Genomic DNA, 26,945 nt, shown 5'->3' on the forward strand with positions numbered 1-26,945 from the left:
CTATGGGAACCTATCGTCAGAACCGGGTGAACTCGGATTCGTCCGGCGCGCTGGCCATGCTGTAGGCGAAGGCCTTGGGCAGGGCGGGCGCGGCAGTTCGGGCCGGTTTGCGGCTGGACGGGCCCGGCGTGTTGTCCACCTTCAAGGGCTGGTTGGCCGATTTGGGCGGTGTGTCCAAGGTGAAAAAGCTCATGGCCTGTTGCAGTTGCTCGGCCTGGCTGCTCATTTCCTCGGAGGTGGCGGCCAGTTCTTCGCTGCTGGAGGCGTTTTGTTGGGTCACCTGGTTGAGCTGGGTCATGGCGGTGTTGATCTGCGCCACACCGGCGGCCTGTTCTTCGGAGGCGGCGCTGATTTCCTGCACCAGGTCCGAGGTCTTGTTGATCGAGGGGACCATCTCGTTGAGCAGGTGCCCGGCCTTCTCGGCCATGTCGACGCTGCTGGAGGACAGCTCGCCGATTTCCTGGGCGGCCACCTGGCTGCGTTCGGCCAGCTTGCGCACTTCGGCGGCGACCACCGCGAAGCCTTTGCCGTGTTCCCCGGCGCGGGCGGCTTCGATGGCCGCGTTGAGCGCCAGCAGGTTGGTCTGGTAGGCGATGTCGTCGATGATGCTGATGCGCTGAGCGATTTTTTTCATCGCCACCACGGTCTGCTGCACCGATTCGCCGCCGTCGGTGGCTTCCTTGGCGGCCTTGCTGGCCATGCCATCGGTGACTTTGGCGTTCTCGGTGTTCTGGTTGATGCTGGCGCTCATCTGCTCGATAGAGGCACTCGTTTCCTCGACGCTGGCCGCTTGCTCGCTGGTGGCTTGGCTCATCGATTGCGCGGTGGCGCTGACTTCTTCGGAAGCGCTGGCCAGGTTGTCCGCGGCGTTCCGCACTTCGCCGATGATGTGCGAGAGCTTGCCGACCATGTTCTGCATGGCGTTGAGCACCATGCCGGTTTCGTCCTTGGAGCCACCCTCGATTTTTGTGTTCAGGTTGCCTTCAGCCAATTGTCCGGCAACCGCGGCGGCCTGTTTCAATGGGCGAGAGATGACCCGCGAAATGAACAGCGCCAGGCCCAGGCCCACCAGCAGGGCGGCAACCAGCACGGCAATGATCGACAGGCGCGCGTTTTCAAACAGCTCCGTGCCGTGCTCGCTGGCCTTGCCGGCGCCGACATCATTGAGTTCCACCAGTTTTTGCAGGTCAGAGGCTACCTGCTCGAATCGACGCCTGGACTCACCCCTGAGCAGCGCATGGGCTTGTTCGGCCAGGTTCTGTCGGGAAAGTGCAAGCAGGTCCTTGCTCACCGCGAGGTAAGCGAGCCAATCAGTACGAGTGGCTTCGAACAGCTGGCGATCTTCTGCGCTGGAGAGCAGTTTTTCATAGGTCGCCAGGCGCGTTTCAAAACCTTTCCTGGCTTCTTGCGCTTCTTGCTCGATGGTGACGCGCTCCTGTTCGGACTCGGCGGTAATGAAGCTGTTTTCCTTGAGACGATAGTTCGCCCCGTAGAAACGCATGCCCGAGGCGGCGCGCATGGACGGCATCCAGTTTTCCCGGATATTGATGGTGGTGCCGTTCACCTGGCCCAGTTGGATGATCGAGAACACCCCCATGACGGCTGTCAGCGCCAGCACCACAAGAAATGAAGTGATTAGCTTGGTGGCGATTTTAAGGTCGTAGAACCATTTCATTGGGAAGTACCTCTCCATGGAATTGCTAAAGCGTCAGCGAGCGTTGGCTTGTTGTCATTGAGTCGATGTGTAGCGATTTTCCACTTGGGCGATCTGGGTGAGCAGCGCCGGTACGTCGAGAATCAACGCCACGGCGCCGCTGCCCAGGATGGTCGAGCCACTGATGCCGCGAAGGGCGCCAAACAGCTTTCCCAGTGGCTTGATCACGGTCTGGAACTCACCCAGCAAGTCATCCACCACCAGCCCGGCCTTGAGTTCGGCGTAGCGCACCACCACCACGTTCTGCCGGCGCGCGGCCGGGCCTTCGTGGCTGAAGTGATCGCGCAGGTAGACCAGCGGCAGCACCTCACCGCGCAGGTCGAGGTAGCCTTGTTCGCGGCTGGCACGCCCATCGTCTTCGCTCAGCTCGATGCATTCCTGGACCATGTCCAGCGGAATGACATAGGTCGACTGGCCGATGCCCACCAAAAAACCATTGATGATCGCCAGGGTCAGCGGCAGGCGGATGCGCACCACGGTGCCCTTGCCGGGCTGGCTGTCCAGGTCGACGGTGCCGCGCAGCAGGGTGATGTTGCGCTTGACCACGTCCATGCCCACGCCACGCCCCGACAGGTTGGTCACGGCCTGGGCGGTGGAGAAGCCAGGTTCGAAAATCAGGTTGTAGATTTCCTGGTCGGTCGGGCTCGCGCCGGGCGTCACCAGGCCCCGTTCCTGGGCTTTTTCCAGGATCCGGTCGCGGTTCAGACCGGCGCCGTCGTCGGCGATTTCCAGCACGATGCTGCCTGAGTCGTGATAGGCGTTGAGGTGCAGGTGCCCCTTGGCCGGTTTGCCGGCCGCCAGCCGTGCCTCGGCGGTTTCAATGCCGTGGTCCATGGCGTTGCGCAGCAGGTGCATGAGCGGGTCGCCGATTTTTTCCACCACGGTTTTATCCAGCTCGGTTTCCGCACCGCTGATGATCAGGTCGATGTCCTTACCCAGTTCCTGGCTGACATCGCGCACCACCCGGCGGAACCGATTGAAGGTTTCACCGATGGGGATCATGCGCAGGCGCAAGGCGCCGTCGAGGATTTCCTCCACCAGGGATGACACCGTCGAGGTGGATTCCTGCAATGGATCGTTGTTGCAGGTGCGGGCCAGCAGGCTGGCGCCGGCACTGGCGATGACCAGTTCGCCCACCAGGTTGATCAGCTCGTCGAGCTTGTCGGCGTTGACTCGCACATAGGTGCCGTCCTTGGCCTTGCTGTCGCTGGTCACCGCTTGTTTGTCGCTGGCGATCTGGGCGGGCATGCGCGGCGTCTTGCGCTGGTCGGACAACAACTCGCCGCTGGCAACCAGCGCGGTGCGTTCCTCGGCCTGCTCCGGCGCCGTGGTCGCCAGGTCGGTGTTGGCCGCGGGGGCGACGTCGTCATCCTGGGCAACGATCTCGATCTGGCAATCTTCCCGGACGAAATCGAACACTTCGTTGATCGCCCCGTGGCTGGCGAGCGAGCGAAACGCGATGTCGAAGCCCAGGTAGCAGGATTCGGCGTCCCAGGCATCGGCGGCGGGCAGGGCGTCGGTCAAGGTGCTGAGGTCGACGATTTCTCCCAGGGTTTGCAGATAGCGCAGGAACGACAGCGGGTCCATGCCGTTGCGGAACACGTCCTGGCCGAAGCGCAGGGAAATGTGCCAAAGGTGTGTTTCGCTGGGTTCACCGGGTTTGATTTCTGGGGCTGGCGTCGGGGCCGCGGTCGGCGAGGGCGCCTGGTACTCCTGCAGGATCTGGCACAGTTCCACTTCCCGTTGCAGGGCCGGTGGCGGCAGCGCGCCGCCCTGGTTGGCGGCCACGTTGATCAGTTCGAGCATGTGATCGCTGGACTTGAGCAGCACCGCGATCAGGCCGGTGTCCACCTCGACGCTGCCGTTGCGCAGGCGATCGAGCACGTCTTCGACGATGTGGGTGAAGCTGACGATCGGTTCCAGGCCGAACAGCCCGGCCGAGCCCTTGATCGTGTGCGCCGCCCGGAAGATCGCGCCAATGGCGTCATCGTCGCCGGGGTCGGTTTCCAGTTGCAGCAGCGACTCTTCCATCGCTTGCAACTGTTCCCGGGCCTCGACGATGAAGGTCTGCTGTGCCTGATCGAGATTGATGCTCACGCTCATATCCTTTGTCGTGTCCGACGTATTGCAGCGGCCCTAGGCAACCAGGTTGCACAGGGCAAGTGTCTCGGTGACGGCCTTGCTTTGGCCGATCAGTGTCAGGTGAGTCCCAGCCCTGGAGGCCTCGCGCTGTACCATCAGCAGCAGTTGCAGGCCGGCGCCGTCCATCTCGGTGATTTGCGACAGATCCAGGGCCATTCGCGGCGTGGCCCCCAGGTGCGGCAGCCACTGCGCGGCCAGCTCGGCCGCGGTGTAGATCGTCAGCTCGCCGTCGATGTGCACCTGGGCGGTGTCATCGTGTGTCTCGTACTGCAACGGCATGGGAGCCTCCGGCTATCAAGGAAGAATCAGCTTGGATACCGCCGCCAGCATCTGCGCCGGCTGGAACGGCTTGACCACCCAAGCCTTGGCCCCGGCGGCCTGGCCTTCCTGTTTCTTCGACTCCTGGGATTCGGTGGTGAGCATGATGATCGGTGTGAACTTGTAGCTGGCCAGCTTCTTGACCTCCTTGACGAAGGTGATGCCGTCCATGTTGGGCATGTTCACGTCACTGATGATCAGGTGCACTTTCTGGCCATTGAGCTTGCCCAGGGCGTCCTTGCCATCGCTGGCCTCGATCACGTCATAGCCGGCACTTTTTAACGCGATGCCGACCACCTGCCGAACGCTCGCGGAGTCGTCGACAACCAATACACTTTTAGCCATGAACGGCTCTCCTAAAAGAAGGTGATTTCCTGTGAAGCCTGCTGCGCGCCCGAGTCGCCGTGGTGATTGCGGCGTTGCTCGTCGGTGGCGTAAGTGGTTTCCATGCGCGCCAGCCATTGGCGGGCGTCGATAGAAACAGCCTGTTCGGGTGACTGATTGGCCTGCTGCATGTGCACATGCAGGTCCTCGATGTTGTCGCGCACGTGGCTGAGGATCTGGCTGACCCGATCCTGGAATTGCAGGCTGACCAGTACCTCGGTGAGCTCATCGCGGATGCCGAAACTTTCCTGCTGCAGCATGTCGGCCGAGTCGGCCAGCCGGCCCGTGACGCTCTTGAAACGCTCCAGCACGTGCTGGATGCTTTCCTCGGAGGCGCTGACCGAATGGCTGTCCTGGTCCGCGCCGCTGGACGCGGCCTGCACCAGTTGGGTGATGGCGGTGTTGATGATGTCGACCTTGGCCGACATCTGCTGGCCGGTCTCGCTGGATTTGCTCGAGAGACTGCGCACGGCGTCGGCCACCACGGCAAACCCACGCCCGGCCTCGCCGGCACGGGCGGCTTCGATGGCGGCGTTGAGGGCCAGCAGGTTGGTTTGCGCGGCAATCGCCGCAACATCGGCGGCCATGGTCCGCAGTTCGCCGGTATAGGCTGTCAGGTTGCGCACCTGGGCCAGGATTTCATCGCGGCTGGCCTGGGTGGCCTTCAGGGAATCGATGACCTTGACCAGTTCACCTTCGCTTTGGGCCAGCACCTGCACGGCGCCGCCACTGCTGCTGCCGGCCAGGTCGCCAGCGGCCAGGTGCGAGGCTTGCACGGTGTCTTCCAGGCGTGAGGAGATGCCGGTGAAACGGCTGGTCAGCGAGACGATGGCGGTTTCGGTCTGCTGCCGGGAGCTTTCGACCTGCTTGGCCCAGATCGGCATGGCCCCGAGGATGACTTCGTTGAGTTGTGCATGGGTGTTATGGGTCAGGTGCTCGGTGGCTTGCAGGTCGTGGCGGCCCATGGCGGTGGCGATGGCGCTGTCGAGTTGTTGACGTTGCGAGCGTGCACCCCATATGCCAGCACCGACGCCAACGACCAGCAGGGCAATGCCCAGAAAGATGTTTTGTAGACTTGGACCGTTGATCAGCACGACGCCAACAGCTGCAACGAAAGCGACGAGCACTGTGTGCCAGAGGATGCGCGGTGGGTGGGCGAAGGAATGACCGTGTGAGTACGACGTCATGGTTCGGTCCTTGAACAGAGTTTCTAACAGGTTCTTTGCGAATAACTGGTTATCTGCGACCTCTACTCGGACTTTAAGACCGGCTGTCCGATACCGGTATCGCTGTAGGCATTGGCCTACAGGGTACGTGGCACTGTGCTACTCCAGATTAGACGCAGTCTGTGGAATGTCGAATGCACCCGACGAAGGTATAAGCCGCAACATAGAACCCCTGTGGCGAGGGAGCTTGTTCCCGCGCGGCGCTGTAGGAGCTGCCGAAGGCTGCGATCTTTTGATCGTTCACTTGCGACTCAACTGGCCTTGGAAAGATCGCAGCCCGACGGGAGCGAGCGCCCTCGTCACAAAAGCGAACCGCGCTGAATCTTCTGAAACGAGTGGTATGGATTGCGCTAAATTACCCCGCATTGGATTTCGAACCTGCCATCAGAGCCCCCATGCCCACCCAGCCCCTCTGGAAAACCTACCTCCTGTTCCTGGCCCCCATGGTCCTGTCCAACTTCCTGCAGTCCATGTCTGGCACGTTCAACAGCATCTACATCGGCCAGATGCTCGGTACCCAGGCTTTGGCGGCGGTGTCGGGCATGTTTCCCATCTTGTTTTTCTTTATTGCATTGGTGATTGGCCTCGGTGTGGGCGCGGGGGTATTGATCGGGCAAGCCTACGGCGCCGGAGAAACCGGTACGGTGAAGGCAATTGCCGGTTCGACGTTGTTGTTGGGGGCGATCATCGGCCTGACGGCGGCGGTGCTCGGCAGTGTCTTTGCGCGTCAGGCGTTGCAGGGGCTCGGCACGCCGGCTGATGTGCTGGAGGACGCCGTTTCCTATGCCCGGGTCATGATGTGGATCCTGCCAATGTTGCTGGTATTTGTGCTGTTTACCCAACTGCTGCGCGGGGTGAGCGATACGGTGTCACCGATGTTGGCGTTGCTGATCTCTACCAGTGTCGGGCTGCTGCTTACGCCGGCGTTGATTCGTGGCTGGTTGGGGTTGCCGCAGATGGGTATCCAGAGTGCGGCGCTGGCGGGGTTGGTGGGGACGGCCTCGGGCATGGCCATGTTGGCGTGGCGCCTGAACCGTCGCGAGCATGCCCTGGCGCCGGACCGGGCGTTGTTCGCGGCGATGCGCCTGGACAAGGACATCCTGGGCAAAGTGCTGCGCATTGGCTTGCCCACAGGGTTGCAGATGGTGGTGATCTCGTTGTCGGAGTTGGTGATCCTGGCACTGGTCAATAGCCATGGTTCCCAGGCCACGGCGGCCTACGGCGCGGTGACGCAGATCGTCAACTACGTGCAGTTTCCGGCACTGTCGATCGCCATCACCGCCTCGATCCTCGGCGCCCAGGCCATCGGTGCCGGACGCCAGGAGCGCCTGGGGCCGATCCTGCGCACGGGGTTGTTGATCAACCTCTGGCTTACGGGGGGGCTGGTGGTCCTGGGTTACCTGTTGTCCCACTGGCTACTGGGGTTGTTCATCACCGACCCGGCGGCACGGGTCCAGGCCGAACACCTGCTGCACATCATGCTCTGGAGCCTGCTGGTGTTCGGCTTCCAGGCGATCGTCGGCGGTATCATGCGCGCCAGTGGCACAGTGCTGGCGCCGGTCGCCATCTCGATTTTCTGCATCGTCGCTGTGCAACTGCCAGCGGCGTATCTGCTGGACGCTCACTTCGGGCTGCAAGGGGTGTGGATGGCGTTCCCGGTCGCCTACCTGAGCATGCTGTTGTTGCAGACGCTGTACTACAAGCGGGTGTGGCAGCATCAGTCGATCGAGCGCCTCGTTTAGATTGTCGCTTTGTGACACAACACCATTTCTTGGGTGCGCGCTTGTGGGAGCAAGCTTTGCTCTCACAGGCTCATCCACAGACCCGCTCCCACAGGGTATTGGGGGCTGGCGATGGTACAGTGGGCGTCACCCGCCATGCCGTCACCGAGGATCCGATGCCTGCCAGCCTGCCCACCCACATTGCCTACCGCGCCTTCCTGTTCGACATGGACGGCACACTGCTCAATTCCATCGCCGCCGCCGAGCGGATTTGGACGCGTTGGGCCATGCGCCATGGCGTGGACGTGGCGACGTTCTTGCCGACGATCCATGGCGTGCGGGCCATCGACACCATCGCCCGCCAGCGCCTGCCAGGGGTGGATGCCCAGGCTGAAGCCGAGCAGATTACCCGCGAGGAAATCGAAGATGTCGAAGGGGTGGTGCAGGTGGCCGGTGCGCAGGCCTTTCTGAACAGCCTGCCGCCAGAGCGGTGGGCGGTTGTCACGTCGGCACCGATGGCATTGGCCTTGCGTCGTATGGAAGCCGCCGGAATTGCGCGCCCTTTGGTCATGGTCACTGCCGAAGACGTCAGCGATGGCAAGCCCAACCCCGCCTGCTATCGCCTGGCCGCCGAACGCCTGCAAGTGGCACCGCAAGAGTGCCTGGTCTTTGAGGACGCCGAGGCGGGTATCCGCGCTGGCGAGGCGGTGGGGGCGGATGTGCTGGTGGTGACAGCGACGCATACGCACCCAGTGGTCACCCTTCATCCGCAGATCAAGGATTACCTGGGGCTAGGCATTGAAGTGGATGAAACCGGCCTGATGCGGCTGACCCCAGCCCTGTAACCACCGTCGCCCCCTGTGGGAGCGAGCTTGCTCGCGATAGCGGTGGGTCAGCTTGCATCTGTGCTGAATGTGCCGCTGTCATCGCGAGCAAGCTCGCTTGTACACATTGGATCTGTGGTCCTCAGATAGGTCAGGTCACCACGCGATAGCACGGCACGTACGCGGCGCCGCCCGGCAGTTTCATGCGGTGTTGGGCGACGAAGGCCTGGAGCAGGCGGTCGAGCGGTTCCATGATGGCGGTGTCGCCGTGGATTTCGTACGGACCATGCTCCTCGATCAGGCGGATGCCCATGTCCTTGACGTTACCGGCCACGATCCCCGAGAACGCCCGGCGCAGGTTGGCGGCCAGTTCGTGGGAGGGCAGGTCGCGGCTCAGGCCCAGGCTGGCCATGTTGGCGTGGGTCGGGTCGAACGGGCGCTGGAAGCCCTCGTCGATCTTCAGCAGCCAGTTGAAGTGGAAGGCGTCGTTGCGTTCGCGGCGGAACTGCTTGACCTCCTTGAGCCCCTGGGTCATTTGCCGCGCCACTTCGGCCGGGTCGTCGATGATGATCTGATAGTGCTTCTGCGCCGCCTCACCCAGGGTTGCACCGACAAACGCATGCAACTGATCGAGGTACGGCGCGGCGTTTTTCGGCCCGGTGAGGACTACCGGGAACGGCAGGTCCTGGTTGGCCGGGTGCATCAGGATGCCCAGCAGGTACAGGAACTCTTCGGCCGTGCCTGCGCCACCCGGGAAGATGATGATGCCGTGGCCGACACGCACGAAGGCCTCCAGGCGCTTCTCGATGTCCGGCAGGATCACCAGCTCATTGACGATCGGGTTCGGCGCCTCGGCGGCGATGATGCCCGGTTCCGTCAGGCCCAGGTAGCGACCGCCATGGATACGCTGTTTGGCATGGGCAATGGTGGCGCCTTTCATCGGGCCTTTCATCACGCCTGGGCCGCAACCGGTGCAGATGTCCAGGCTGCGCAGGCCCAGTTCGTGGCCGACTCTCTTGGTGTATTTGTATTCTTCGGTGTTGATCGAGTGACCGCCCCAGCACACGACGATTTTCGGCTCCACGCCAGGACGCAAGGTGCGAGCGTTGCGCAGCAGGTGGAACACGTAGTCGCTGATGCCCTGGGACGAGCTGAGGTCGATGCGCTGGCTGTCCAGCTCGTTTTCGGTGTAGACGATGTCGCGCAGGGCGCTGAACAGCATCTCCCGAGTGCTGGCGATCATTTCGCCGTCGACGAACGCATCGGCCGGCGCGTTCAGCAGCTCCAGGCGCACGCCCCGGTCCTGCTGGTGAATACGGATCTCGAAGTCCTTGTAGGCTTCCAGGATGGTCTTGGCGTTATCAACATGGGCGCCGGTGTTGAGGATGGCCAGGGCGCACTGGCGGAAGAGGGTATAGATACTGCCGGAACCGGCTTCGCTCAGTTGCTGGACTTCGCGCTGGGACAAGGTTTCCAGACTGCCCTTGGGGCTTACCGAGGCGTTGATTACATGTCTTTGAGTCATTCAGCTTTCCTTGAAAACGATGCCATGCACACAACGACGGCATCTTGAAAAAAACGTCCACGCTGAAAGATCGCACGATCCTTGCGCTATCGCCATGGACTTTGATCCGGTCCCGGCGAGTCGGTTGCCATACAAAATGAGCCCCAGCATAGCTAAATCGACCGGGGAGGCGATAATGCGTGACTCTTTTGATGCCGTACAAGGAAATTGCACCGCGATGTTCGAGATCAAACCGTGGGATGGCGACACCTACCGCAAGCAGACCCGCCGCAGCACCCTGATCATCGCGGTGGTGTTCCTGGCACTGGCGATGCTGCTGTCCAGCCTGGCTGTGATGGTGCTGGGGACGCCCGGAGGCGATAACTTTCGTTTCAATCTCGGCGGGGTGATTGTCGCGGTGTTGGCGATGGCTGTTCTAATGCGCCAGTATTTCTGGTCGCAGCCGTGGATGGCCGCCGCCGTGTACGGCTGGCAGCTTAAGCGCAGCCTGATGAAAATCACCAACGTGATGCATCAGGTGACCGCCGGCGTGCAGGCCCAGGACCCCACCGCCATGAAGCTGCTGCGCTTCTACCACCTGGGGCTGGGGCAGATGCATCAGTTGGACGCCAACTCCAGCGGCCAAGGCTCTCTGGCGCGAGAGGCCGACGCGCACCTGGCGCAGATGCAGGCACTGGGCCTGGACACCGAACAGTCGCGCCTGGAGGCGAGCTGGATCGAGACGGTGAAGCAGGCCTATCGCGCGGATTGATCGGTCAGAGGGTGGCGATGCGGTCGAGCTCGGCTTTCAGGGCTCGGGCGTCGAGTTGGTCGAAGGGCAGGGCGAAAAAGGCCCGGCAGCGTGTTTCGATACGATCCAGGGTGGCATGGAAGGCCTGGCCGATTTGATCGTCGCTGCTTTTAATGGTCGATGGATCGACCAGGCCCCAGTGGGCTTTGATGGCCGGACCGAAGTACACCGGGCAAGCATCGCGAGCGGCGCTGTCGCACACGGTGATGACGATGTCCGGCGGGCTGCCCTCGAGTGCGTCGTGACCCTTGCTGCGCAAGCCTTGGATGCTAATACCGGCTTCTTGCAGGGTGCTCAGGCTGCGCGGCAGCACGTGGCCCTTGGGGAAACTGCCGGCGCTGACGGCCTCAAACCCGGCGGGGGCCAGGTGGTTGAACATCGCTTCGCTGAGAATGCTGCGGCAACTGTTGGCTGTGCACATGAAGAGGACTTTCATCGATCGGCTCCGATAAGCGCAAGGTTGGGCTGTGTCGGAGTGTATGCGGACAATCGAATATATGGAATTCCGTATTTGTGGCGAGGGAAAGGGCGGGAAGCGCCAGGGCGCAGCAGGTCTGCGCCTCAACGGTCTTTAACGAATCTTGCGTCGCAATCCCCCGATCTCCGGATGTTCCTCATCCGTGGCGGGCTGGCGGTGAGCGCGTCAAGCCGGTTGCTGCTGCTCGCATTTCTGGGCGGCTTGTGTCATGCGCTGCAAAAATAGCGTCAGCCCGGCTTCTTCTTCGCTGAGGCCTTTACGTGCCCGGGGTTTGGGCAACTGGGTCAGGGCACCGAGCAGGAAACCCTCCACCACCGCAGGATGAATGTAGCACTTGCGACAGACGCTCGGTGTGTTGCCCAGCTGTCGGGCGACTTGCCTGACCATTTCGGCGACATGCCTTTTGGCCTCGCTCTCGGTTTCCCAGCGCAGCGTCCGCAACCCGGCCAGAGCGGCTGCGCTGCCGGCCCAGGTGCGGTAGTCCTTGGCGGTGAAGTCAGCGCCAGTGAGGGTCTTGAGGTAGGCGTTGATGTCCGAAGAGCTGATGGAGTGGCGCTCGCCGTGTTCGTCCAGGTACTGGAACAGGTTCTGCCCGGGGATCTCCTGGCAGCGCTTGATGATCCGCGCCAGGCGGCGGTCCTTCACGGTGATCTGGTGCTCGATGCCGCTCTTGCCACGGAACTGGAAGGCGATGGCGCTGCCGTTGATCTCGACATGTTTGTTGCGCAGGGTCGTCAGGCCGTATGAGCGATTGTCCCGAGCGTATTGGCTGTTGCCGACGCGGATCAGGGTCACGTCCAGCAGGGTGATGACGGTGGCCATGACTTTGTCGCGGCTGAACCCGGGCGTAGCGAGGATCTGCTCCAGGCGTTTGCGCAAGCGCGGCAGCGCGCGTCCGAATGCCAGTGTTCGCGAATACTTGTCCGCATCACGAACCTCGCGCCAGCGTGCATGGTAGCGGTACTGCTTGCGTCCGCGAGCATCGCGCCCGGTGGCCTGGAGATGGCCGCGCGGGTCGGTGCAGATCCAGACATCGGTGTAGGCCGGCGGCACCGCCAGGGCATTGATGCGCTGGATCTCGGCCGCGTCGGTGATGCGCTGGCCCTGCGGGTCGAAATAACAGAATGTGCCCCGCTGCTTTTTGCGGGTGATGCCCGGGGCCGTGTCATCGACATAATGCAGGTCGGCCGGCAGTGCATCCGGCGGTTGGGTATCGGGCATGAAACGAGTCCTTGGCAACGAATCCAGTGGCCTGTGAACTCATTGACCGCAGCCTATTGTGGTCGTGCCAAGATTTTGATGCTGCCCCGAAACCTGTGGGAGCAAACCTGTGGAAGCAAGCCTTGCTCCCACAGTGGGATCCGCAGGTTTCGGACCCTACGCCAACACCGCCACCGCCTTGATCTGCGCCCACAACACCTGCCCCGGATGCAGTTTCATCTGATCGCGCGAATAACGGGTGATACGCGCCAGCAGCGGGGTGCCGGCGGCTTCCAGGCGGATCAGCACGTGGGCGGCGTTGTCGGCGGCCTGTTCGCTGACCACGGTGACCGGCAGGCGATTGAGGATGCTGGTCTGGGCATCGTTCGCCAGGCTGAGGCTGACGTCCCGGGCCTGGACCTTGAAACGCAGCGGTTGGCCGAGGGCCAGGGACGTATGGGTCACGCGTACGTTCAGTTGGCTGTCGGGCAGATTCAGGGTCAACAATTGATAAGCCGGGTCATAACCGCTGACCTTGCCCTCGATCACCACCCCCGCGTCATCCCCCAGGGCCAATGGCAGGTCGAGCCGGGCCAGGGTCTCGCCGATCGGCCCACTGGCCAGTGCGCGGCCGCCGTCGAGCAGCACGATGTGATCGGCCAGGCGCGCCACTTCGTCCTGGGAATGGCTGACATACAGCACCGGGATGTCCAGCTCATCGTGGAGTCGCTGCAGGTATGGCAGGATTTCGTTTTTGCGTCGGGTATCGAGGGCCGCCAGCGGCTCATCCATCAGCAGCAGTTGCGGGCTGGTGAGCAAGGCGCGGGCGATGCCCACCCGCTGGCGTTCGCCGCCAGACAGGTTGTGCGGCTGTCGATCGAGTAAGTGCCCGATGCCCAGCAGTTCGGTCGCCTGTTCCATGTCCACCCGCCGCTGTGTCGGCGCGATGCGTTTGAGGCCGAACGCCAGGTTGGCCCGCACCGACAGATGGGCGAACAGGCTTGCCTCCTGGAACACATACCCGACCGACCGTTTATGGGGCGGCACGAACACTGCGTGCTCACTGTCTTGCCAGACTTGGCCGTTGACCTCGATAAAACCGCGAGCCGGCCGCTCCAACCCGGCAATGCAGCGCAGGCAGGTGGTTTTGCCGGAACCGGAAGGCCCATACAGGGCGGTCACGCCCCGGCCCGGCAGTTGCACATCCAGGTCCAGGGAGAAAGCCTCGTGGTCGAGCTGAAAACGCGCGTGAATCATCAATCAGCTCCAACCGGCACGGGTTTGGCGGCTGGAGTACAGCGCCAGCAGCACCAGGAATGAAAACACCAGCATCGCCGCCGCCAGCCAGTGGGCCTGGGCGTATTCCAGGGCTTCGACGTGGTCGTAGATCTGCACCGACACCACCCGGGTTTTCTCCGCAATGTTGCCGCCGATCATCAGCACCACACCGAACTCGCCGACGGTGTGGGCAAAACCGAGAATCGCCGCGGTGATGAAACCGGGGCGAGCCAGGGGCAGGATGACGCTGAAAAACGTATCCCAGGGCCCGGCCCGCAGGGTGGCGGCGACTTCCAGGGGACGATTGCCGATGGCGGCAAAGGCGTTCTGCAACGGCTGCACCACAAACGGCATGGAATAGATCACCGAGCCGATCACCAGCCCGGTAAAGCTGAAGGTGAGGGTGCCCAACCCGAGGGTTTGGGTGAGCTGGCCGATCCAGCCGTTCGGTCCCAATGCCAGCAACAGGTAAAAGCCGATCACCGTGGGCGGCAGCACCAACGGCAACGCCACCACCGCACCCACCGGCCCGCGCAGCCAGGAGCGGGTGCGCGATAGCCACAACGCGATGGGCGTGCCGATGAGCAGCAGGATCACTGTGGTCAATGACGCCAGTTTCAGGGTCAGCCAGATGGCGGCATAGTCGGCGCTGGTCAGTGGCATTTAGCGTTGGTAACCGTAGGTTTGAATGATGGCGGCGGCTTTCGGGCCCTTGAGGTAATCCACCAGGGCCACGGCAGCGGGGTTGTCCCGGCCCTTGTTGAGGATCACCGCGTCCTGTTTGATCGGGTCGTGCAGTTCGGCCGGTACGATCCACGCCGAGCCGCCCGTCACTTTGCCGTCCTTGTACACCTGGGACAAGGCGACGAAACCAAGTTCGGCGTTACCGGTGGAGACGAATTGATAGGCCTGGGTGATGTTCTGGCCTTCGACGAGCTTGCTTTTCACCCGTGCGGTCAAGCCGAGCTTGTCCAATACCTGGGTTGCGGCCAGGCCGTAGGGCGCGGCTTTCGGGTTGGCGATGGACAGGTGCTGGAAGTCGTTGTGCTTGAGGACCTGCCCTGTGCTGTCGACATAACCGTCCTTGGCCGACCACAGCGCCAGGGTGCCGACCGCGTAGGTGAAGCGCGAGCCCTTGACGGTGTCGCCTTCGCTTTCGAGTTTGGCCGGGGTGGTGTCGTCGGCGGCGAGGAAGACTTCGAATGGCGCGCCGTTCTTGATCTGGGCGTAAAACTGTCCGGTGGCGCCGTAAGCCGCCACGAGCTTGTGCCCGGTGTCTTTTTCGAAGTCGGCGGCGATGGCCTGGATCGGCGCGGTGAAATTGGAAGCGACCGCCACCTGTACCTCAGCGGCCTGGACAGCGCCAACGGTAAAGAGCGTGGTCAGCAACAACGGTGCGAAGCGGGTGAGGGGCATGGATGAGGCTCCGTAAGGTCTGGTTCGCTATATACCGGAATATATAGCGAATGGCCGACAAACGGAACGCGGCATTTTGCCTGGGGAGTGAGGGTGCAAGGGCTGGCGCCATCGCGAGCAAGCCCCACATGGGACCTGAGGTGGCAGCAGGGCTCATGTACACCACAGAACCCTGTGGGAGCGAGCCTGCTCGCGATGGCGTTCGATCAGACATTTGCCCTGTGGAGTCGGGCCAATGCCTCTTCGGCCAGCCACTGCGTCAGCTCGGCTGTCGACAGCTCGCGGCCCAGGGGGAAGGCCTGGCCGGCCCAGAGGTTGCTGAAGTCTGCTTCGCCTTTGGCGCGCAACGGCATCAATGCGCCACCCGCCAAGGGAAAAGCCGGGGCCAGTGGGTTCATTGGGCCCACTTCGCGCATCACCCGGTTGACGATGCCCCGGGCCGGACGACCGGTGAACAGGTTGGTGACGGCGGTCTGACTTTCCTTGGCCGTGCGTAAGGCGCGGTGATGGGAGGCGCTGATCTTCGCCTCGGGCGTGAACAGGTAGGCGCTGCCCAGTTGCACCGCCGAGGCCCCCAGGGCGAACGCCGCGACGATCCCCCGCCCATCGCCAATGCCGCCGGCAGCGATCACCGGCACCTTCACCGCATCCACCACCTGCGGCAGCAAGGCAAACAGCCCGACTTGGGTGTCGAGGTCGTCGCTGAGGAACATCCCGCGATGACCACCGGCTTCATAGCCCATGGCAATGATCGCGTCGCAACCATGCTGTTCCAGCCAGATGGCCTCCTCGACGGTGGTGGCCGAGCAGAGGATTTTCGCGCCAGTGGCCTTCACCCGGTCCAGCAAGGTTTTTTCCGGCAGGCCGAAATGGAAACTGACCACTTTGGGACGCATCTCTTCCAGCACCCGGCAGGCGGCATCGTCGAACGGCGTGCGGTTGGACACCGGGGTCGGCGCGTCGAAGTCGACGCCCAGTTCCTGGTAGTACGGCTTGAGCCGTTGCTTCCAGGCCGCGACCCGTTGTTCGTCGAAGGCCGGCGGCTGGTGACAGAAAAAATTCACATTGAATGGCTTGTCGGTCTGTTCGCCGATGGTCGTCAGCGCCTGGCGCAGTTGCTCGACATCGAGCATCGCCGCCGGCATCGAACCCAGCCCGCCGGCATTGCACGTCGCGATCACCATGGCTGGCCCGGTCACCCCGGCCATCGGCCCCTGGAGGATGGGCAGCTCGATACCGAGCAGGTCAAGAATGCGAGTGTCTGGCCACTGGCTCATGTGCGGGGTCTCCGACGGCAGAAGGAAACAGCGTTTTTAGCAGGTGTGGGGAGGCGTGGGCCAGTCGAGTTTTTCAATCGAGCGCTGCAACTTGATCCCGACGACGGGAGGGGTACCATGCGGGCTTCATACATCAAGGAACCCGCCCCATGGACGTGAAACTCAAGACCGTCGAACCCTTCACCGTGGCCGGTTTGCAGGTACGCACCCGCAACGCCGACGAGCAGCAGCCCGACACCGCCCGGATCGGCCCGATGTGGCAGCGGTTCTTCACCGAAGGGCTGTTCGATACGATTGCGGCCCGGCAGTCGGAGTCGTTCGTCTATGGGGTGTATTCCAATTATGAGTCTGACGCCACCGGCCACTTCGATGTGACGGCCGGGGTGCAGGTGGATGCGACCAGCGCAGGCTACCCTGCCGTGGCCATCGAGGGCGGGGATTACCTGATGTTTGCGGCCAAGGGGCCGATGCCCGACTGCGTGATCCAGGCCTGGGGCCTGATCTGGGCGTATTTCGCCGACAACCCGCAAACCGTGCGTCGCTTCACCACCGATTTCGAGCTCTACAGCAGCCCCGATTCGGTGGCGGTCTACATTGGCATTCAATCCCCGGATGAGCGCTCCAGCGCCAGCAACTGACGCTTGCGCTCCACGCCCCAGCGATAGCCCGACAGGTTGCCGTCGCTGCGTACCACCCGGTGGCAAGGGATCGCCACCGCCAGGCTGTTGGCGCCGCAGGCCTGGGCCACGGCCCGCACGGCCTTGGGCATGCCGATGCGCTGGGCGATCTCGGCGTAGCTGGCGGTGCTGCCTGCGGGAATGTCCCGCAAGGCTTGCCAGACCCGCTCCTGGAAGGCGGTGCCGCGCAGGTCCAAGGGCAGGTCCAGGCCCAGGGCCGGCGCTTCGATGAAGCCAACCACCTGGGCGATCAATTGCTCGAACTCGCGGTCGGCACCGATCAGGTTGGCCCGGCGGAACTTGTCTTGCAGGTCCCGCACCAGCGCGTCCGGGTCGTCCCCCAGCAGGATCGCGCACACGCCACGCTCGCTTTGCGCCACCAGAATCGCACCGAGGGAGCATTGGCCGACGGCGAAACGGATGTCAGTGTTCTGCCCGGCGGCGCGATAGTCGGCGGGTTTCATGCCCAACACCTTGTCGGCAGCCTCATAAAAGCGGCTGTTGGAGTTGAAACCGGCATCGTACAGCGCCTCGGTGATCGTGCCGCCATCGGCCAGACGTTCGCGCACCTTGCGTGAGCGGTGGGCGGCGGCATAACCCTTGGGGGTCAGGCCGGTGACTGCCTTGAAGATCCGATGAAAATGGAAGGGGCTCAACCCTGCGCTTTCTGCCAGCTCATTCAGGCCCGGCAGTGCCTCGGCTGCCTCGATCTGCCGGCAGGCAGCCGCGACCCGTGCCGCTTGTTGGGCGGCGATCTGGGTCTGGTCCCGGGCCACGCGCTTGCTGGGTCGGTAACCGGCGGCTTGGGCCTGCTCCGGCGTGTCGAAGAACTCGACGTTGCGCGGGTTGGGCAGGCGCGACAGGCTGCTGGGGTGGCAGTAGATGCCGGTGGTTTTCACGCCATAGACGAAGGTACCGTCGGCGCGTGGATCCCGGGCGAGCACGGCAGCCCAGCGAGGATCCAGTTCAGGGGCGAGGTTGTTCGAAGTGCTGTTCATGGTCGTGATGTCCATTGGCCCGTTTTGTCTAGTGCCCTGTTTCGCAAAAACGAACAGTATTTGTGTTACAGGACACTAGAGTAGCGAGCCATCCAAGTGACGACACTCCGGGTCTTGCGGTTGAATTCTGCACCTTCACCCAGCCGTGCGAAACGTCAGGTTGATCCGCTGGGTCCCCAGGCGCGGGTGCTGGCCGTCCTTGAGCGGCAACACGCCGTGGTAACGCAACCGGTCCACGCCGCCCCAGACCACAATGTCGCCATGGAACAACGGGATGCGCAGGCTTTTGTCGCTGCGCTCAAAACCGCCGAACTGGAACACCGCCGGCAGGCCCAAGGACATCGAGACGATGGGAGCGGCGAAGGAGCGCTCGTTCTTGTCCTGGTGCAGCGACATCCGCGCGCCGGGCACGTAGCGGTTGATCAGGCAGGCGTCGGGTTCGAAATGCTCGAACCGCGCCTGCCGGGCGGCGGCCTGGGCCAGTTCGCGAAACACCGTCGGCATGTCGGGCCAGGGGTGGCCGGTCTGCGGGTCGTGGGCGGTGTAGCGATAGCCGCTGCGGTCGGTGGTCCAGCCCAGTGCACCGCAACTGCTCAAGGCCACCGACATGGTAAAGCCACCGGGCGTGACCATCTGCCGGAACGGCGCAGCCTGCAAGACGCCTTCCAACGCCGGCAGCAAGCGCTCGAGCCAGGGCAAGGCGAACCCGCGCAGCACGAATGCTTGCTGGCCGATCTGCTCGACCTGGCCAGGCGTGGTGGGCGCCTGGTCGGCGAACAGGTCCAAGGTGAGCGGTGTGTCATTACTGCGCATCATGAAAAATGATTCCCAAGGTGTGCCGCCTGCCGCTGTGCACGCAGCTGACGCCATGGCGCATGGTCACCCGATAATAACCGCGAACGCCTTTGACGGGCCGCTGGTGCACGGCAAACACCACGGCATCGCCCAGTTTCAGATCGATGACCTGGGGCCGCGATTGCATGCGCGGGCGCTGTTCGGTGAGGACAAACTCGCCGCCGGTAAAGTCCCGGCCCGGTTCCGACAGCAGGATTGCCACCTGCAGTGGGAACACCTGCTCGCCGTACAGATCCTGATGCAGACAGTTGTAGTCCTGCGGACCGTATTGCAGCAACAACGGCGTAGGCCGCGATTGCCCGGCGGCGTGACAGCGATGGATGAAATCGGCGTGTGCGTGGGGGTAGCGTACCTCCAGGCCCATGCATTCATTCCAGCGGTTCGCCAGCGGCACCAGCATTGGGTACAACGACTGACGCAGCTGTTGGATGAGGTCCGGTAATGGATAGCGAAAATACTGATACTCGCCGCGCCCGAATCCATGGCGGGCCATGATCACCCGCGAACGAAAAAGACTGGGGTTGGCGTACAAACCACTCAGTAGCCGGCATTGTGTTGTTGGCAGCAGGTTGCGAATGACTGCACAGCCGTGCTGATCGAGGCTGTGTTCCAGGGCGGGCCAGTCCAGGTTGGCGAGGTGTGGGAGCAGGGAAGGCGTAGGGGGCACGATGGCAATCCTTGTTGGAAGGACTGTTCAGTCTGCGCAGTGCTGCGTTGCAGGGCACCCCGATTCTTGCGGTGCGGCATTCTGTGGCGAGGGGGCAAGCTCGCGCTGGGCTCTGTAGGAGCTGGCGAAGCCTGCGATCCTTTGATCTTGATCTTGATCTTTCGCTCTTGACTCAATTGTCTGGGGAGAGATCGCAGCCTCGTTGCACTCGACAGCTCCTACACAGCTGCTACACCGTTCCTACAGAATCGAGCGGGAGCTACAGCGCCTTGCTGACCTGGAGGTCGCTGATCACATCGTTGGTTTCGCCATGCAGCTTTTGCAGGGCTGCCCTGGCTTCTTCCTCGGAACCGGTTTGCAGTTGCGCGAATTCGAAGCGGCGTTCGCCGTTGAGTTTGTACTTGATGACGTATTTGGTCGTCTGGGCCACGGTTTTGCCTGTCTTGAAAGTGGGCGAGGCTCAGCTCAGTTTCGAGCTGGAACGCCGGATGATTTTGATCTTGTGGGTCAGGGTCGGCTTGCGCGTGACGCTGATTGCACGGCGGTTGACGGTGTCGATGGTGATGTTCCAGAAACCGGTGCTAGGGGCAGTGATCCGGGCCGGGAAAGTGTCGAACGCGCCGCCGTGATACGTGTGCCGACCGCCGTTCTTGAAGCTACGGAAGTTGGCGTCGTTCATCAAACGGATATTGCACATTTGGGAGCATTCGATGACGACGATGTCGTCTTCGTTCAGGTGCTCGCGCTGATGGATGAATTTCATGGGCGCCTCCAGAAGGGCTTTTTCTACAAAATCAAAACGATAGCAAGGGGCAATGATGCGCAGTTTATCAGCCCCGAGTGTTAATATCCGGCCCGCGCTCCAGGCTTTGTTCATTTATTGCGGGTTGCGGAAAAAATAAAGCGGTGCAGCACCGGAGAAAAACGGCGTCTGCACTGTCGGACGGTCTTTATTGGAGGAATCATATGAAGCGCAGCGTGTGGGTGTTGGCATTGGTCATGAGTGGATGTGCATCGGTATCGGACATCAACCAGACGCCGCCCACCATGAGCGTCATCTCCGGAAAGAAGCCTCAAGAATACGCCAAGTGCGTTGCCGACAAGCTGGCCAGCAGCCGTGGCTCGCTGCAAATGGAGCCGCACAAGAACGGCGTGCGGCTGATCGTCCCGGGCAAACTGTCGACCCTGCCGGCGGCGGTGTTCGACATTGACGAGCGCTCCAGCGGCAGCAGCATCAAGCTGCACGAAAGCATGTCCAACGTGCCGGTGCGTCCGGGCGATGTGCAAGATGCGGCCAACGCCTGCATTTCCGGCTGATCACATTACGCGCCTGACGAGCGGACCGGGCATCGGATAAACTACTGCCCTCGACAAAAAATGCCGCCACGATCGACGTTGGCGGCATTGTCATTTATGGAGTCAGTCGATGAAACGCGAGCAGGTGCGTGAGCGCCATGCAGAAGGTCTTATCTGTGCCACCCATGTGATTCAGAACCCGGCGAGCCCGGGCGAATGGATCGTGTTCTTCAAGAAAAGCGCCGGGCGCAGTTTTTTCCTGGTGGATGAGCAGGACGAAGTCGAGTCCTTCAGCCGTCTCGATGAACTGATCGAAACCTTGCGCGGGCTGGGCATCAAGTTTGCCGAGATCCACATTTGATTACTTGCAGACCACCACGACGCTGCGGCTGGTGAAGTTACCGACGTCGACGCCCAGGGTCTTCTCGCTTTCCTTGACCTGGGGTGTGCCGTCGGTACCGACGATGCGGTAGCCGGTGCCGGCACAGGACGCGTCAGCCTTTTCGTAGCATGTCGCCCAGGCGTTGGCCTCGCCCGAGCAGTCAATGGTCAGGCCTTGTTCACCGTTGTTCAGGTAGGTTTTTTCGGCCGAGGCACAGCCCGCCAAGGCCAGGACTGTAAACAGTGCCAGAAGTGTCTTCATGGGATCGTCATCGAGAAGGGAAGGGCAACGGCGAGGTTATAGCGAATGGCCATTGCGGTACAGCTAAAGTACAGCTAAACAAGCCTCGTTCAATGCTCGTGTGGCATTTACTAGAGGCTCGCCTGGTTATTTCTTGCGGCGTGGGCTGCGTGCGGGGGCGGTGTCGCGTTCTTTCGCCGCCGGGGCAGCGCGCTCATCCTGGAATACTGCGGCCACTTCCACCGCCATGGCCTTGCTGGGCAAAGGACCGGCGACCTGCTCGCCGTGGTAGTTGATAATCCACCACTGGCCGTCCTTGCCCTGGCTGACCGAATAACCGTTTGCGTTTCTTGTTGCCGACATCTAGCTGCCTCAATTGGCGGGATCAAGGGCGCCATGATACGTCAAATGCTCGCAAACAGCGCCCACTGGCGTACAGTGGGCCGCTGCTGCCATCGAAACGAAAGGCGATTGAACTATCCGCCGTTTTTTATTTCTCTATGATGGCACCGGTTGGCCAGTGCGGGCATTGTAAGGTGCCTGTCGCCTGATTAGACTGCGCCGAAACTCGTACACACCTCCTTTTCAAGGACTTATATGATCAAGAAATGCTTGTTCCCAGCAGCCGGTTACGGTACTCGCTTCCTGCCAGCGACTAAAGCCATGCCCAAAGAAATGCTGCCGGTGGTGAACAAGCCACTGATCCAGTACGGCGTCGAAGAAGCCCTCGATGCAGGCCTGACTGAAATCTCCATCGTGACGGGCCGTGGCAAGCGTGCGTTGGAAGACCATTTCGACATCAGCTACGAGCTGGAAAACCAGATCAAGGGCACTGACAAGGAAAAATACCTGGTCGGCATCCGCAAGCTGCTGGATGAGTGCTCGTTCTCCTACACCCGCCAGACCGAAATGAAAGGCCTGGGCCATGCGATCCTCACCGGTCGCCCACTGATCGGTGACGAACCCTTCGCCGTGGTCCTGGCGGACGACCTGTGCGTCAACCTCGAAGGCGACGGCGTACTGACCCAGATGGTCAAGCTGTACAAGCAGTTCCGCTGCTCCATCGTGGCGATCCAGGAAGTCGATCCGCAGGAAACCAACAAGTACGGCGTGATTGCCGGCGAAATGATCCGCGACGACATCTACCGCGTTCACAGCATGGTTGAAAAGCCAAAACCTGAAGACGCACCGTCGAACCTGGCGATCATCGGTCGCTACATCCTGACCCCGGACATCTTCGACCTGATCGAACAGACCGAGCCAGGCAAGGGCGGCGAAATCCAGATCACCGACGCCCTGATGAAACAGGCCCAGAACGGCTGCGTCATGGCTTACAAGTTCAAAGGCAAGCGTTTCGACTGCGGTGGCGCCGAAGGCTACATCGACGCGACCAACTTCTGCTTCGAGAACTTCTACAAGACGGGCAAGGCTTACTGATAGCCTGCGCCATGCCTTGAAAAAAACGCCCCGACTGGTTCGGGGCGTTTTTTTTGGCGTGGGGAAAAATGGCTCGCAACGCCTCAATCACACATGCAAAACCCTGTGGGAGCGGGCTTGAACGCTCGACATGATCCAGCCCGGCTGGCTTTTGCGTTTTCCACCCCCATAACCATCACAACGCTGCCTCAGGTGAAAACAGCAGGTATGCTGATGACCTGCCGAAGGAGATAGAAAATGGCCTACGATTTTGACTTGTATGTGGTTGGCGCCGGTTCCGGTGGTGTGCGGGCTGCGCGGTTTGCCGCCGGTTTCGGGGCCAAGGTGGCCGTGGCGGAAAGCCGTTACCTGGGCGGTACCTGCGTGAACGTGGGTTGCGTGCCGAAAAAGCTGCTGGTCTATGGCGCGCATTACGCCGAGGACCTCGAGCAGGCGTCGGCCTATGGCTGGACGGCGGGCGAGGCGAGTTTTGACTGGGCCACGTTGATCGCCAACAAGGACCGGGAGATCAATCGCCTCAACGGCATCTACCGCAACCTGCTGGTCAACAGCGGTGTCGTGCTGCACGAAGGTCATGCCAGGCTGACCGGGCCCAACGAGGTTGAGATCAATGGCCAGCGCTACACCGCCAGGCACATCCTGATCGCCACGGGCGGTTGGCCGGTGATCCCGGAGATTCCGGGGCGCGAGCACGCCATCAGCTCCAACGAGGCGTTCTTTCTCAAAGACCTGCCCAAGCGCGTCATTGTGGTGGGCGGTGGCTACATTGCGGTGGAGTTCGCCGGAATCTTTCACGGCATGGGCGCGCAGACGTCTTTGCTCTATCGCGGTGAACTGTTCCTGCGTGGCTTTGACGGTGCGGTACGCAAGCACCTGGCAGAAGAACTGACCCGCCGTGGCCTGGACCTGCAATTTAACGCTGACATCAAGTCAATCGAAAAACTGGACGATGGCAGCCTCAGGGTCGAGCTCAAGGATGGCAAAACGTTGCTCACCGATTGCGTGTTCTACGCCACCGGTCGGCGGCCGATGCTCGATAACCTGGGCCTGGAAACCACCGGTGTCACGCTGGATGAGAAGGGCTTTGTCCAGGTCAACGAAAAATACGAGACCACCGAACCGTCAATCCTGGCCATTGGCGACGTGATCGGTCGCGTCCAGCTCACCCCCGTTGCCCTGGCCGAAGGCATGGCGGTGGCGCGACGTCTGTTCAAGCCCGAGCAGTATCGATTGGTGGATTACCGGATGATTCCCACCGCCGTGTTCAGCTTGCCGAACATCGGCACGGTGGGCCTGACCGAAGAGCAGGCCAGGGAGGAGGGGCATGCGGTGGAGATTTTCGAAAGTCGCTTCCGGCCGATGAAGCTGAGCTTGACCGAGTGCCAGGAACGCACCCTGATGAAACTGGTGGTGGATGCCAAGACCGACAAGGTGTTGGGGTGCCACATGGTCGGGCCGGATGCCGGTGAAATCGTCCAAGGGCTGGCCATCGCCCTCAAGGCCGGCGCCACCAAGCGCGACTTCGACGAAACCATCGGCGTGCACCCGACGGCCGCCGAAGAATTCGTGACGATGCGTACCCCCGTAGCCTGACGCTACCCGCAAAAGCTGTCCGTAGGAGCTGTCGAGTGCAACGAGGCTGCGATCTTTCCCAAGACACTTGGGTCTCAAACGAAAGATCAAAAAATCGCAGGCTTCACCAGCTCCTACAGATTTTCTCTATCCATATAGATTCCTGATAGCCAAAACCAATCATTCACATCAGGTTTGCCAATGAGCCAGCCCGGGAATGAGTGGATAAGATTCCCTCCATCAACTTTCCAACCCTGATGGAGAAACATCGATGCCTATCATCAACAGCCAAGTTAAACCGTTCAACGCTACCGCCTTCAAAAACGGCGAATTCGTCGAAGTATCGGACGCCAACCTGAAAGGCAAGTGGTCTGTCGTGTTCTTCTACCCGGCTGACTTCACCTTCGTTTGCCCAACCGAGCTGGAAGACCTGGCCGACAACTACGCCGAGTTCCAGAAACTGGGCGTCGAGATCTACAGCGTCTCCACCGACACTCACTTCGCCCACGCTGCCTGGCACAACACTTCGCCAGCCATCGGCAAAATCCAGTACACCATGATCGGCGACCCGACCCACGTCATCTCGCGCAACTTCGACGTGCTGATCGAAGAGGTCGGCCTGGCCGACCGCGGTACTTTTGTGATCAACCCAGAAGGCCAGATCAAGATCGTTGAAGTCAACGATGGAGGCGTTGGCCGTGACGCTTCCGAGCTGCTGCGCAAAATCAAGGCTGCTCAATACGTTGCCGCTCACCCGGGCGAAGTTTGCCCAGCCAAGTGGAAAGAAGGCGAGGCCACCCTGGCTCCGTCCCTGGACCTGGTCGGCAAAATCTAAGTCTGTGAGTCATTCGAGGGCGATTCGCTCTTAATCAAGTAAGCCGCTTCGCCCCAAAAAACGCCCGGGCGAGATTCGCTCGGGCGTTGTTTTTTCTGAAATTCAAAAAATGGAAATCGCCCGTATGTTGGACGCCAATCTTAAAGCTCAGTTGAAGTCATACCTGGAACGGGTCACCCAGCCGATCGAGATCGTTGCCTCCCTCGACGACGGTGCGAAATCCCAGGAAATGCTTGCGTTACTCCAAGACGTTGCCAGTCTTTCCCACCAGATTACCTTGCTCGACAACGGCAGCGATGCGCGCAAGCCGTCGTTTTCGTTGAATCGCCCGGGAGCCGATATCAGTCTGCGTTTTGCCGGCATTCCCATGGGCCACGAATTCACTTCGCTGGTGTTGGCCTTGCTGCAAGTTGGCGGTCACCCTTCGAAGGCCAGTGTCGAGGTCATTGAACAGGTCCGCTCCCTCAAGGGCGAGTTCAACTTCGAGACCTATTTCTCGCTGTCGTGCCAGAACTGCCCGGACGTGGTCCAGGCGCTGAACCTGATGGCAGTGCTGAACCCTAACATCCGCCATGTCGCCATCGACGGCGCGTTGTTCCAGGCCGAAGTCGATGAACGCCAGATCATGGCCGTGCCAAGTGTGTACCTCAACGGTGTGAACTTCGGCCAGGGCCGCATGGGCCTGGAAGAGATTCTCGCCAAGATCGACACCGGCGGTATCGAACGCCAAGCCGAGAAAATCAGCGCCAAGGATGCTTTTGATGTGCTGGTGGTCGGCGGTGGCCCGGCCGGCGCTTCGGCGGCGATCTACGCAGCTCGTAAAGGCATTCGCACCGGTGTAGCGGCTGAACGTTTCGGCGGCCAGGTGCTCGACACCATGGCCATCGAGAACTTCATCTCGGTCCAGGAAACTGAAGGGCCGAAACTGGCCGTTGCCCTGGAGGAGCACGTCAAGCAGTACGACGTGGACATCATGAACCTGCAACGTGCCGACGCTTTGGTGCCAGGCAAGGACGGCGAGCTGCATGAAATCAAGTTCGCCAGCGGTGCGCGCCTCAAGGCCAAGACCGTGATCCTGGCGACCGGTGCCCGCTGGCGTGAAATGAACGTGCCGGGCGAGCAGCAGTATCGCAACAAGGGCGTGGCGTACTGCCCGCACTGCGACGGTCCGCTGTTCAAAGGCAAGCGCGTGGCGGTGATTGGCGGTGGTAACTCCGGCGTCGAGGCGGCCATCGACCTGGCCGGTATCGTCGCCCACGTCACGTTGCTGGAGTTCGATGTGCAATTGCGTGCCGATGCGGTATTGCAGCGCAAACTGCACAGCCTGCCGAACGTGACGGTGGTGACCAACGCACAGACCACCGAAGTGACCGGAGACGGCCAGAAGGTCAACGGCTTGCGCTACAAGGACCGTCCGAGCGGTGAAGTACGGGATGTGGCGTTGGAGGGGATCTTCGTGCAAATCGGCCTGCTGCCCAACACCGATTGGCTCAAAGGCACTGTCGAGCTGTCGCCGCGGGGTGAAATTATCGTCGACGCCCGGGGTGAAACCTCGATCCCTGGCGTGTTCGCCGCCGGTGACGTGACCACCGTGCCGTACAAGCAGATCGTGATTGCGGTAGGCGAGGGTGCCAAGGCTTCTCTGAGCGCCTTCGACCACCTGATCCGCACCTCTGCGCCGGCCTGAATAGCC

General features: G+C 61.7%; 28 protein-coding genes and 1 pseudogene. 10 read left to right on the plus strand and 19 right to left on the minus strand.

Going from position 1 to position 26,945, the window contains the following annotated elements:
- Positions 1 to 16: 16 nt before the first annotated feature.
- From AACY42_RS08730 to AACY42_RS08750, 5 genes and pseudogenes are all read right to left on the minus strand, one after another.
- Entirely contained in the window at positions 17 to 1,675 is a 1,659-nt protein-coding gene (locus AACY42_RS08730) for a methyl-accepting chemotaxis protein (RefSeq protein WP_339478643.1), read from the minus strand.
- A 54-nt stretch (positions 1,676 to 1,729) separates the two neighbouring features.
- Positions 1,730 to 3,811, minus strand: a complete 2,082-nt coding sequence (locus tag AACY42_RS08735; protein WP_339478645.1) for a chemotaxis protein CheA — start codon at positions 3,809 to 3,811, stop codon at positions 1,730 to 1,732.
- Positions 3,812 to 3,850: 39 nt separating this feature from the next.
- Positions 3,851 to 4,135, minus strand: a complete 285-nt coding sequence (locus AACY42_RS08740; RefSeq protein ID WP_339478647.1) for an STAS domain-containing protein — start codon at positions 4,133 to 4,135, stop codon at positions 3,851 to 3,853.
- 15 nt (positions 4,136 to 4,150) lie between these two features.
- Positions 4,151 to 4,519, minus strand: a complete 369-nt coding sequence (locus AACY42_RS08745) for a response regulator (RefSeq protein ID WP_003203044.1) — start codon at positions 4,517 to 4,519, stop codon at positions 4,151 to 4,153.
- Between the two features lie 11 nt (positions 4,520 to 4,530).
- Positions 4,531 to 5,475: pseudogene (locus AACY42_RS08750) on the minus strand (methyl-accepting chemotaxis protein); the annotation flags it as partial.
- A 704-nt stretch (positions 5,476 to 6,179) separates the two neighbouring features.
- Here AACY42_RS08750 and AACY42_RS08755 point away from each other — a divergent pair.
- On the plus strand, positions 6,180 to 7,526 hold the full coding sequence (locus AACY42_RS08755; RefSeq protein ID WP_339478651.1) for an MATE family efflux transporter: 1,347 nt from the start codon (positions 6,180 to 6,182) through the stop codon (positions 7,524 to 7,526).
- 155 nt (positions 7,527 to 7,681) lie between these two features.
- Positions 7,682 to 8,350 (plus strand): HAD-IA family hydrolase, encoded by a 669-nt coding sequence (locus AACY42_RS08760; RefSeq protein ID WP_339478896.1) that lies wholly within the window; start codon positions 7,682 to 7,684, stop codon positions 8,348 to 8,350.
- 130 nt (positions 8,351 to 8,480) lie between these two features.
- Here AACY42_RS08760 and ppnN read toward each other — a convergent pair whose 3' ends face one another.
- The gene (gene ppnN / locus AACY42_RS08765; RefSeq protein ID WP_339478653.1) at positions 8,481 to 9,854 is read right to left on the minus strand and encodes a nucleotide 5'-monophosphate nucleosidase PpnN; all 1,374 of its coding nucleotides are present in this window, start codon (positions 9,852 to 9,854) and stop codon (positions 8,481 to 8,483) included.
- 217 nt (positions 9,855 to 10,071) lie between these two features.
- On the opposite strand from ppnN, the gene AACY42_RS08770 reads away from it, so the two are divergent.
- Positions 10,072 to 10,605 carry a DUF3087 family protein gene (locus AACY42_RS08770; protein WP_339478897.1) on the plus strand — a complete coding sequence of 178 codons (534 nt, stop codon included), beginning with the start codon at positions 10,072 to 10,074 and terminating at the stop codon, positions 10,603 to 10,605.
- A 4-nt stretch (positions 10,606 to 10,609) separates the two neighbouring features.
- On the opposite strand, the gene AACY42_RS08775 is transcribed toward AACY42_RS08770, so the two are convergent.
- From AACY42_RS08775 to AACY42_RS08800, 6 genes are all read right to left on the minus strand, one after another.
- Positions 10,610 to 11,080 carry an arsenate reductase ArsC gene (locus AACY42_RS08775; protein WP_339478655.1) on the minus strand — a complete coding sequence of 157 codons (471 nt, stop codon included), beginning with the start codon at positions 11,078 to 11,080 and terminating at the stop codon, positions 10,610 to 10,612.
- Between the two features lie 207 nt (positions 11,081 to 11,287).
- A complete protein-coding gene (locus AACY42_RS08780) occupies positions 11,288 to 12,343 on the minus strand; it encodes a DNA topoisomerase IB (RefSeq protein ID WP_339478657.1) in 1,056 nt (351 codons plus the stop codon).
- A 156-nt stretch (positions 12,344 to 12,499) separates the two neighbouring features.
- On the minus strand, positions 12,500 to 13,579 hold the full coding sequence (gene modC / locus AACY42_RS08785) for a molybdenum ABC transporter ATP-binding protein (protein WP_339478658.1): 1,080 nt from the start codon (positions 13,577 to 13,579) through the stop codon (positions 12,500 to 12,502).
- A gap of 3 nt (positions 13,580 to 13,582) precedes the next feature.
- Positions 13,583 to 14,263, minus strand: a complete 681-nt coding sequence (modB, locus tag AACY42_RS08790; protein WP_339478659.1) for a molybdate ABC transporter permease subunit — start codon at positions 14,261 to 14,263, stop codon at positions 13,583 to 13,585.
- Entirely contained in the window at positions 14,264 to 15,016 is a 753-nt protein-coding gene (gene modA / locus AACY42_RS08795) for a molybdate ABC transporter substrate-binding protein (RefSeq protein ID WP_339478660.1), read from the minus strand.
- A 206-nt stretch (positions 15,017 to 15,222) separates the two neighbouring features.
- Entirely contained in the window at positions 15,223 to 16,293 is a 1,071-nt protein-coding gene (locus AACY42_RS08800; RefSeq protein WP_339478661.1) for an NAD(P)H-dependent flavin oxidoreductase, read from the minus strand.
- A gap of 149 nt (positions 16,294 to 16,442) precedes the next feature.
- On the opposite strand from AACY42_RS08800, the gene AACY42_RS08805 reads away from it, so the two are divergent.
- Positions 16,443 to 16,931, plus strand: coding sequence for a GyrI-like domain-containing protein (locus tag AACY42_RS08805; protein ID WP_339478663.1), 489 nt, complete (start codon positions 16,443 to 16,445; stop codon positions 16,929 to 16,931).
- On the opposite strand, the gene ada is transcribed toward AACY42_RS08805, so the two are convergent.
- The 5 genes from ada to AACY42_RS08830 form a co-directional block, all read right to left on the minus strand.
- On the minus strand, positions 16,895 to 17,968 hold the full coding sequence (gene ada, locus AACY42_RS08810; protein WP_339478665.1) for a bifunctional DNA-binding transcriptional regulator/O6-methylguanine-DNA methyltransferase Ada: 1,074 nt from the start codon (positions 17,966 to 17,968) through the stop codon (positions 16,895 to 16,897). The genes AACY42_RS08805 and ada overlap by 37 nt on opposite strands.
- Positions 17,969 to 18,103: 135 nt before the next feature.
- Entirely contained in the window at positions 18,104 to 18,784 is a 681-nt protein-coding gene (gene alkB / locus AACY42_RS08815; protein ID WP_339478666.1) for a DNA oxidative demethylase AlkB, read from the minus strand.
- On the minus strand, positions 18,771 to 19,490 hold the full coding sequence (locus tag AACY42_RS08820) for a 2OG-Fe(II) oxygenase (RefSeq protein ID WP_339478667.1): 720 nt from the start codon (positions 19,488 to 19,490) through the stop codon (positions 18,771 to 18,773). Before AACY42_RS08820 ends, alkB begins: the two co-directional genes overlap by 14 nt.
- Positions 19,491 to 19,749: 259 nt before the next feature.
- Positions 19,750 to 19,920 (minus strand): hypothetical protein, encoded by a 171-nt coding sequence (locus AACY42_RS08825; protein WP_339478669.1) that lies wholly within the window; start codon positions 19,918 to 19,920, stop codon positions 19,750 to 19,752.
- Positions 19,921 to 19,950: 30 nt separating this feature from the next.
- Entirely contained in the window at positions 19,951 to 20,253 is a 303-nt protein-coding gene (locus tag AACY42_RS08830) for a DUF1883 domain-containing protein (protein ID WP_003182962.1), read from the minus strand.
- A gap of 203 nt (positions 20,254 to 20,456) precedes the next feature.
- Between AACY42_RS08830 and AACY42_RS08835 the strand changes: the two genes are divergently transcribed.
- On the plus strand, positions 20,457 to 20,807 hold the full coding sequence (locus tag AACY42_RS08835; RefSeq protein ID WP_339478671.1) for a hypothetical protein: 351 nt from the start codon (positions 20,457 to 20,459) through the stop codon (positions 20,805 to 20,807).
- Between the two features lie 109 nt (positions 20,808 to 20,916).
- Positions 20,917 to 21,147, plus strand: a complete 231-nt coding sequence (locus AACY42_RS08840; protein ID WP_339478672.1) for a hypothetical protein — start codon at positions 20,917 to 20,919, stop codon at positions 21,145 to 21,147.
- On the opposite strand, the gene AACY42_RS08845 is transcribed toward AACY42_RS08840, so the two are convergent.
- Both AACY42_RS08845 and AACY42_RS08850 read right to left on the minus strand, forming a co-directional pair.
- On the minus strand, positions 21,148 to 21,429 hold the full coding sequence (locus AACY42_RS08845) for a hypothetical protein (protein ID WP_339478674.1): 282 nt from the start codon (positions 21,427 to 21,429) through the stop codon (positions 21,148 to 21,150).
- A 126-nt stretch (positions 21,430 to 21,555) separates the two neighbouring features.
- Positions 21,556 to 21,771, minus strand: a complete 216-nt coding sequence (locus AACY42_RS08850; protein ID WP_018605984.1) for a hypothetical protein — start codon at positions 21,769 to 21,771, stop codon at positions 21,556 to 21,558.
- A gap of 234 nt (positions 21,772 to 22,005) precedes the next feature.
- Here AACY42_RS08850 and galU point away from each other — a divergent pair, with 234 nt between their 5' ends.
- From galU to ahpF, 4 genes are all read left to right on the plus strand, one after another.
- Positions 22,006 to 22,845 (plus strand): UTP--glucose-1-phosphate uridylyltransferase GalU, encoded by an 840-nt coding sequence (gene galU / locus AACY42_RS08855; protein ID WP_003182953.1) that lies wholly within the window; start codon positions 22,006 to 22,008, stop codon positions 22,843 to 22,845.
- Positions 22,846 to 23,082: 237 nt separating this feature from the next.
- Positions 23,083 to 24,438, plus strand: coding sequence for a glutathione-disulfide reductase (gene gorA / locus AACY42_RS08860; protein ID WP_339478677.1), 1,356 nt, complete (start codon positions 23,083 to 23,085; stop codon positions 24,436 to 24,438).
- A 250-nt stretch (positions 24,439 to 24,688) separates the two neighbouring features.
- Positions 24,689 to 25,252: an alkyl hydroperoxide reductase subunit C gene (ahpC, locus tag AACY42_RS08865; RefSeq protein WP_339478679.1), complete on the plus strand. Its 564-nt coding sequence runs from the start codon at positions 24,689 to 24,691 to the stop codon at positions 25,250 to 25,252.
- A gap of 124 nt (positions 25,253 to 25,376) precedes the next feature.
- Entirely contained in the window at positions 25,377 to 26,939 is a 1,563-nt protein-coding gene (gene ahpF / locus AACY42_RS08870) for an alkyl hydroperoxide reductase subunit F (protein WP_339478681.1), read from the plus strand.
- The last annotated feature ends 6 nt before the right edge of the window (positions 26,940 to 26,945 follow it).

It is taken from the genome of Pseudomonas sp. RL_5y_Pfl2_73, assembly GCF_963970515.1.
GTDB lineage: Bacteria > Pseudomonadota > Gammaproteobacteria > Pseudomonadales > Pseudomonadaceae > Aquipseudomonas.

Bases quoted from the DNA above. Each gene is read 5' to 3' on its own strand.
- AACY42_RS08830 (WP_003182962.1), bottom strand. From the start codon at position 20,253: ATGAAATTCATCCATCAGCGCGAGCACCTGAACGAAGACGACATCGTC.
- AACY42_RS08850 (WP_018605984.1), bottom strand. From the start codon at position 21,771: ATGTCGGCAACAAGAAACGCAAACGGTTATTCGGTCAGCCAGGGCAAG.
- AACY42_RS08805 (WP_339478663.1), top strand. From the start codon at position 16,443: ATGGACGTGAAACTCAAGACCGTCGAACCCTTCACCGTGGCCGGTTTG.
- alkB (WP_339478666.1), bottom strand. From the start codon at position 18,784: ATGATGCGCAGTAATGACACACCGCTCACCTTGGACCTGTTCGCCGAC.
- AACY42_RS08760 (WP_339478896.1), top strand. From the start codon at position 7,682: ATGCCTGCCAGCCTGCCCACCCACATTGCCTACCGCGCCTTCCTGTTC.
- gorA (WP_339478677.1), top strand. From the start codon at position 23,083: ATGGCCTACGATTTTGACTTGTATGTGGTTGGCGCCGGTTCCGGTGGT.
- AACY42_RS08840 (WP_339478672.1), top strand. From the start codon at position 20,917: ATGAAACGCGAGCAGGTGCGTGAGCGCCATGCAGAAGGTCTTATCTGT.
- AACY42_RS08775 (WP_339478655.1), bottom strand. From the start codon at position 11,080: ATGAAAGTCCTCTTCATGTGCACAGCCAACAGTTGCCGCAGCATTCTC.
- modB (WP_339478659.1), bottom strand. From the start codon at position 14,263: ATGCCACTGACCAGCGCCGACTATGCCGCCATCTGGCTGACCCTGAAA.
- AACY42_RS08780 (WP_339478657.1), bottom strand. From the start codon at position 12,343: ATGCCCGATACCCAACCGCCGGATGCACTGCCGGCCGACCTGCATTAT.
- AACY42_RS08740 (WP_339478647.1), bottom strand. From the start codon at position 4,135: ATGCCGTTGCAGTACGAGACACACGATGACACCGCCCAGGTGCACATC.
- AACY42_RS08745 (WP_003203044.1), bottom strand. From the start codon at position 4,519: ATGGCTAAAAGTGTATTGGTTGTCGACGACTCCGCGAGCGTTCGGCAG.
- AACY42_RS08800 (WP_339478661.1), bottom strand. From the start codon at position 16,293: ATGAGCCAGTGGCCAGACACTCGCATTCTTGACCTGCTCGGTATCGAG.
- galU (WP_003182953.1), top strand. From the start codon at position 22,006: ATGATCAAGAAATGCTTGTTCCCAGCAGCCGGTTACGGTACTCGCTTC.
- AACY42_RS08770 (WP_339478897.1), top strand. From the start codon at position 10,072: ATGTTCGAGATCAAACCGTGGGATGGCGACACCTACCGCAAGCAGACC.
- AACY42_RS08845 (WP_339478674.1), bottom strand. From the start codon at position 21,429: ATGAAGACACTTCTGGCACTGTTTACAGTCCTGGCCTTGGCGGGCTGT.
- AACY42_RS08730 (WP_339478643.1), bottom strand. From the start codon at position 1,675: ATGAAATGGTTCTACGACCTTAAAATCGCCACCAAGCTAATCACTTCA.
- modC (WP_339478658.1), bottom strand. From the start codon at position 13,579: ATGATTCACGCGCGTTTTCAGCTCGACCACGAGGCTTTCTCCCTGGAC.
- AACY42_RS08835 (WP_339478671.1), top strand. From the start codon at position 20,457: ATGAAGCGCAGCGTGTGGGTGTTGGCATTGGTCATGAGTGGATGTGCA.
- ahpF (WP_339478681.1), top strand. From the start codon at position 25,377: ATGTTGGACGCCAATCTTAAAGCTCAGTTGAAGTCATACCTGGAACGG.
- modA (WP_339478660.1), bottom strand. From the start codon at position 15,016: ATGCCCCTCACCCGCTTCGCACCGTTGTTGCTGACCACGCTCTTTACC.
- AACY42_RS08755 (WP_339478651.1), top strand. From the start codon at position 6,180: ATGCCCACCCAGCCCCTCTGGAAAACCTACCTCCTGTTCCTGGCCCCC.
- ada (WP_339478665.1), bottom strand. From the start codon at position 17,968: ATGAACAGCACTTCGAACAACCTCGCCCCTGAACTGGATCCTCGCTGG.
- ahpC (WP_339478679.1), top strand. From the start codon at position 24,689: ATGCCTATCATCAACAGCCAAGTTAAACCGTTCAACGCTACCGCCTTC.
- ppnN (WP_339478653.1), bottom strand. From the start codon at position 9,854: ATGACTCAAAGACATGTAATCAACGCCTCGGTAAGCCCCAAGGGCAGT.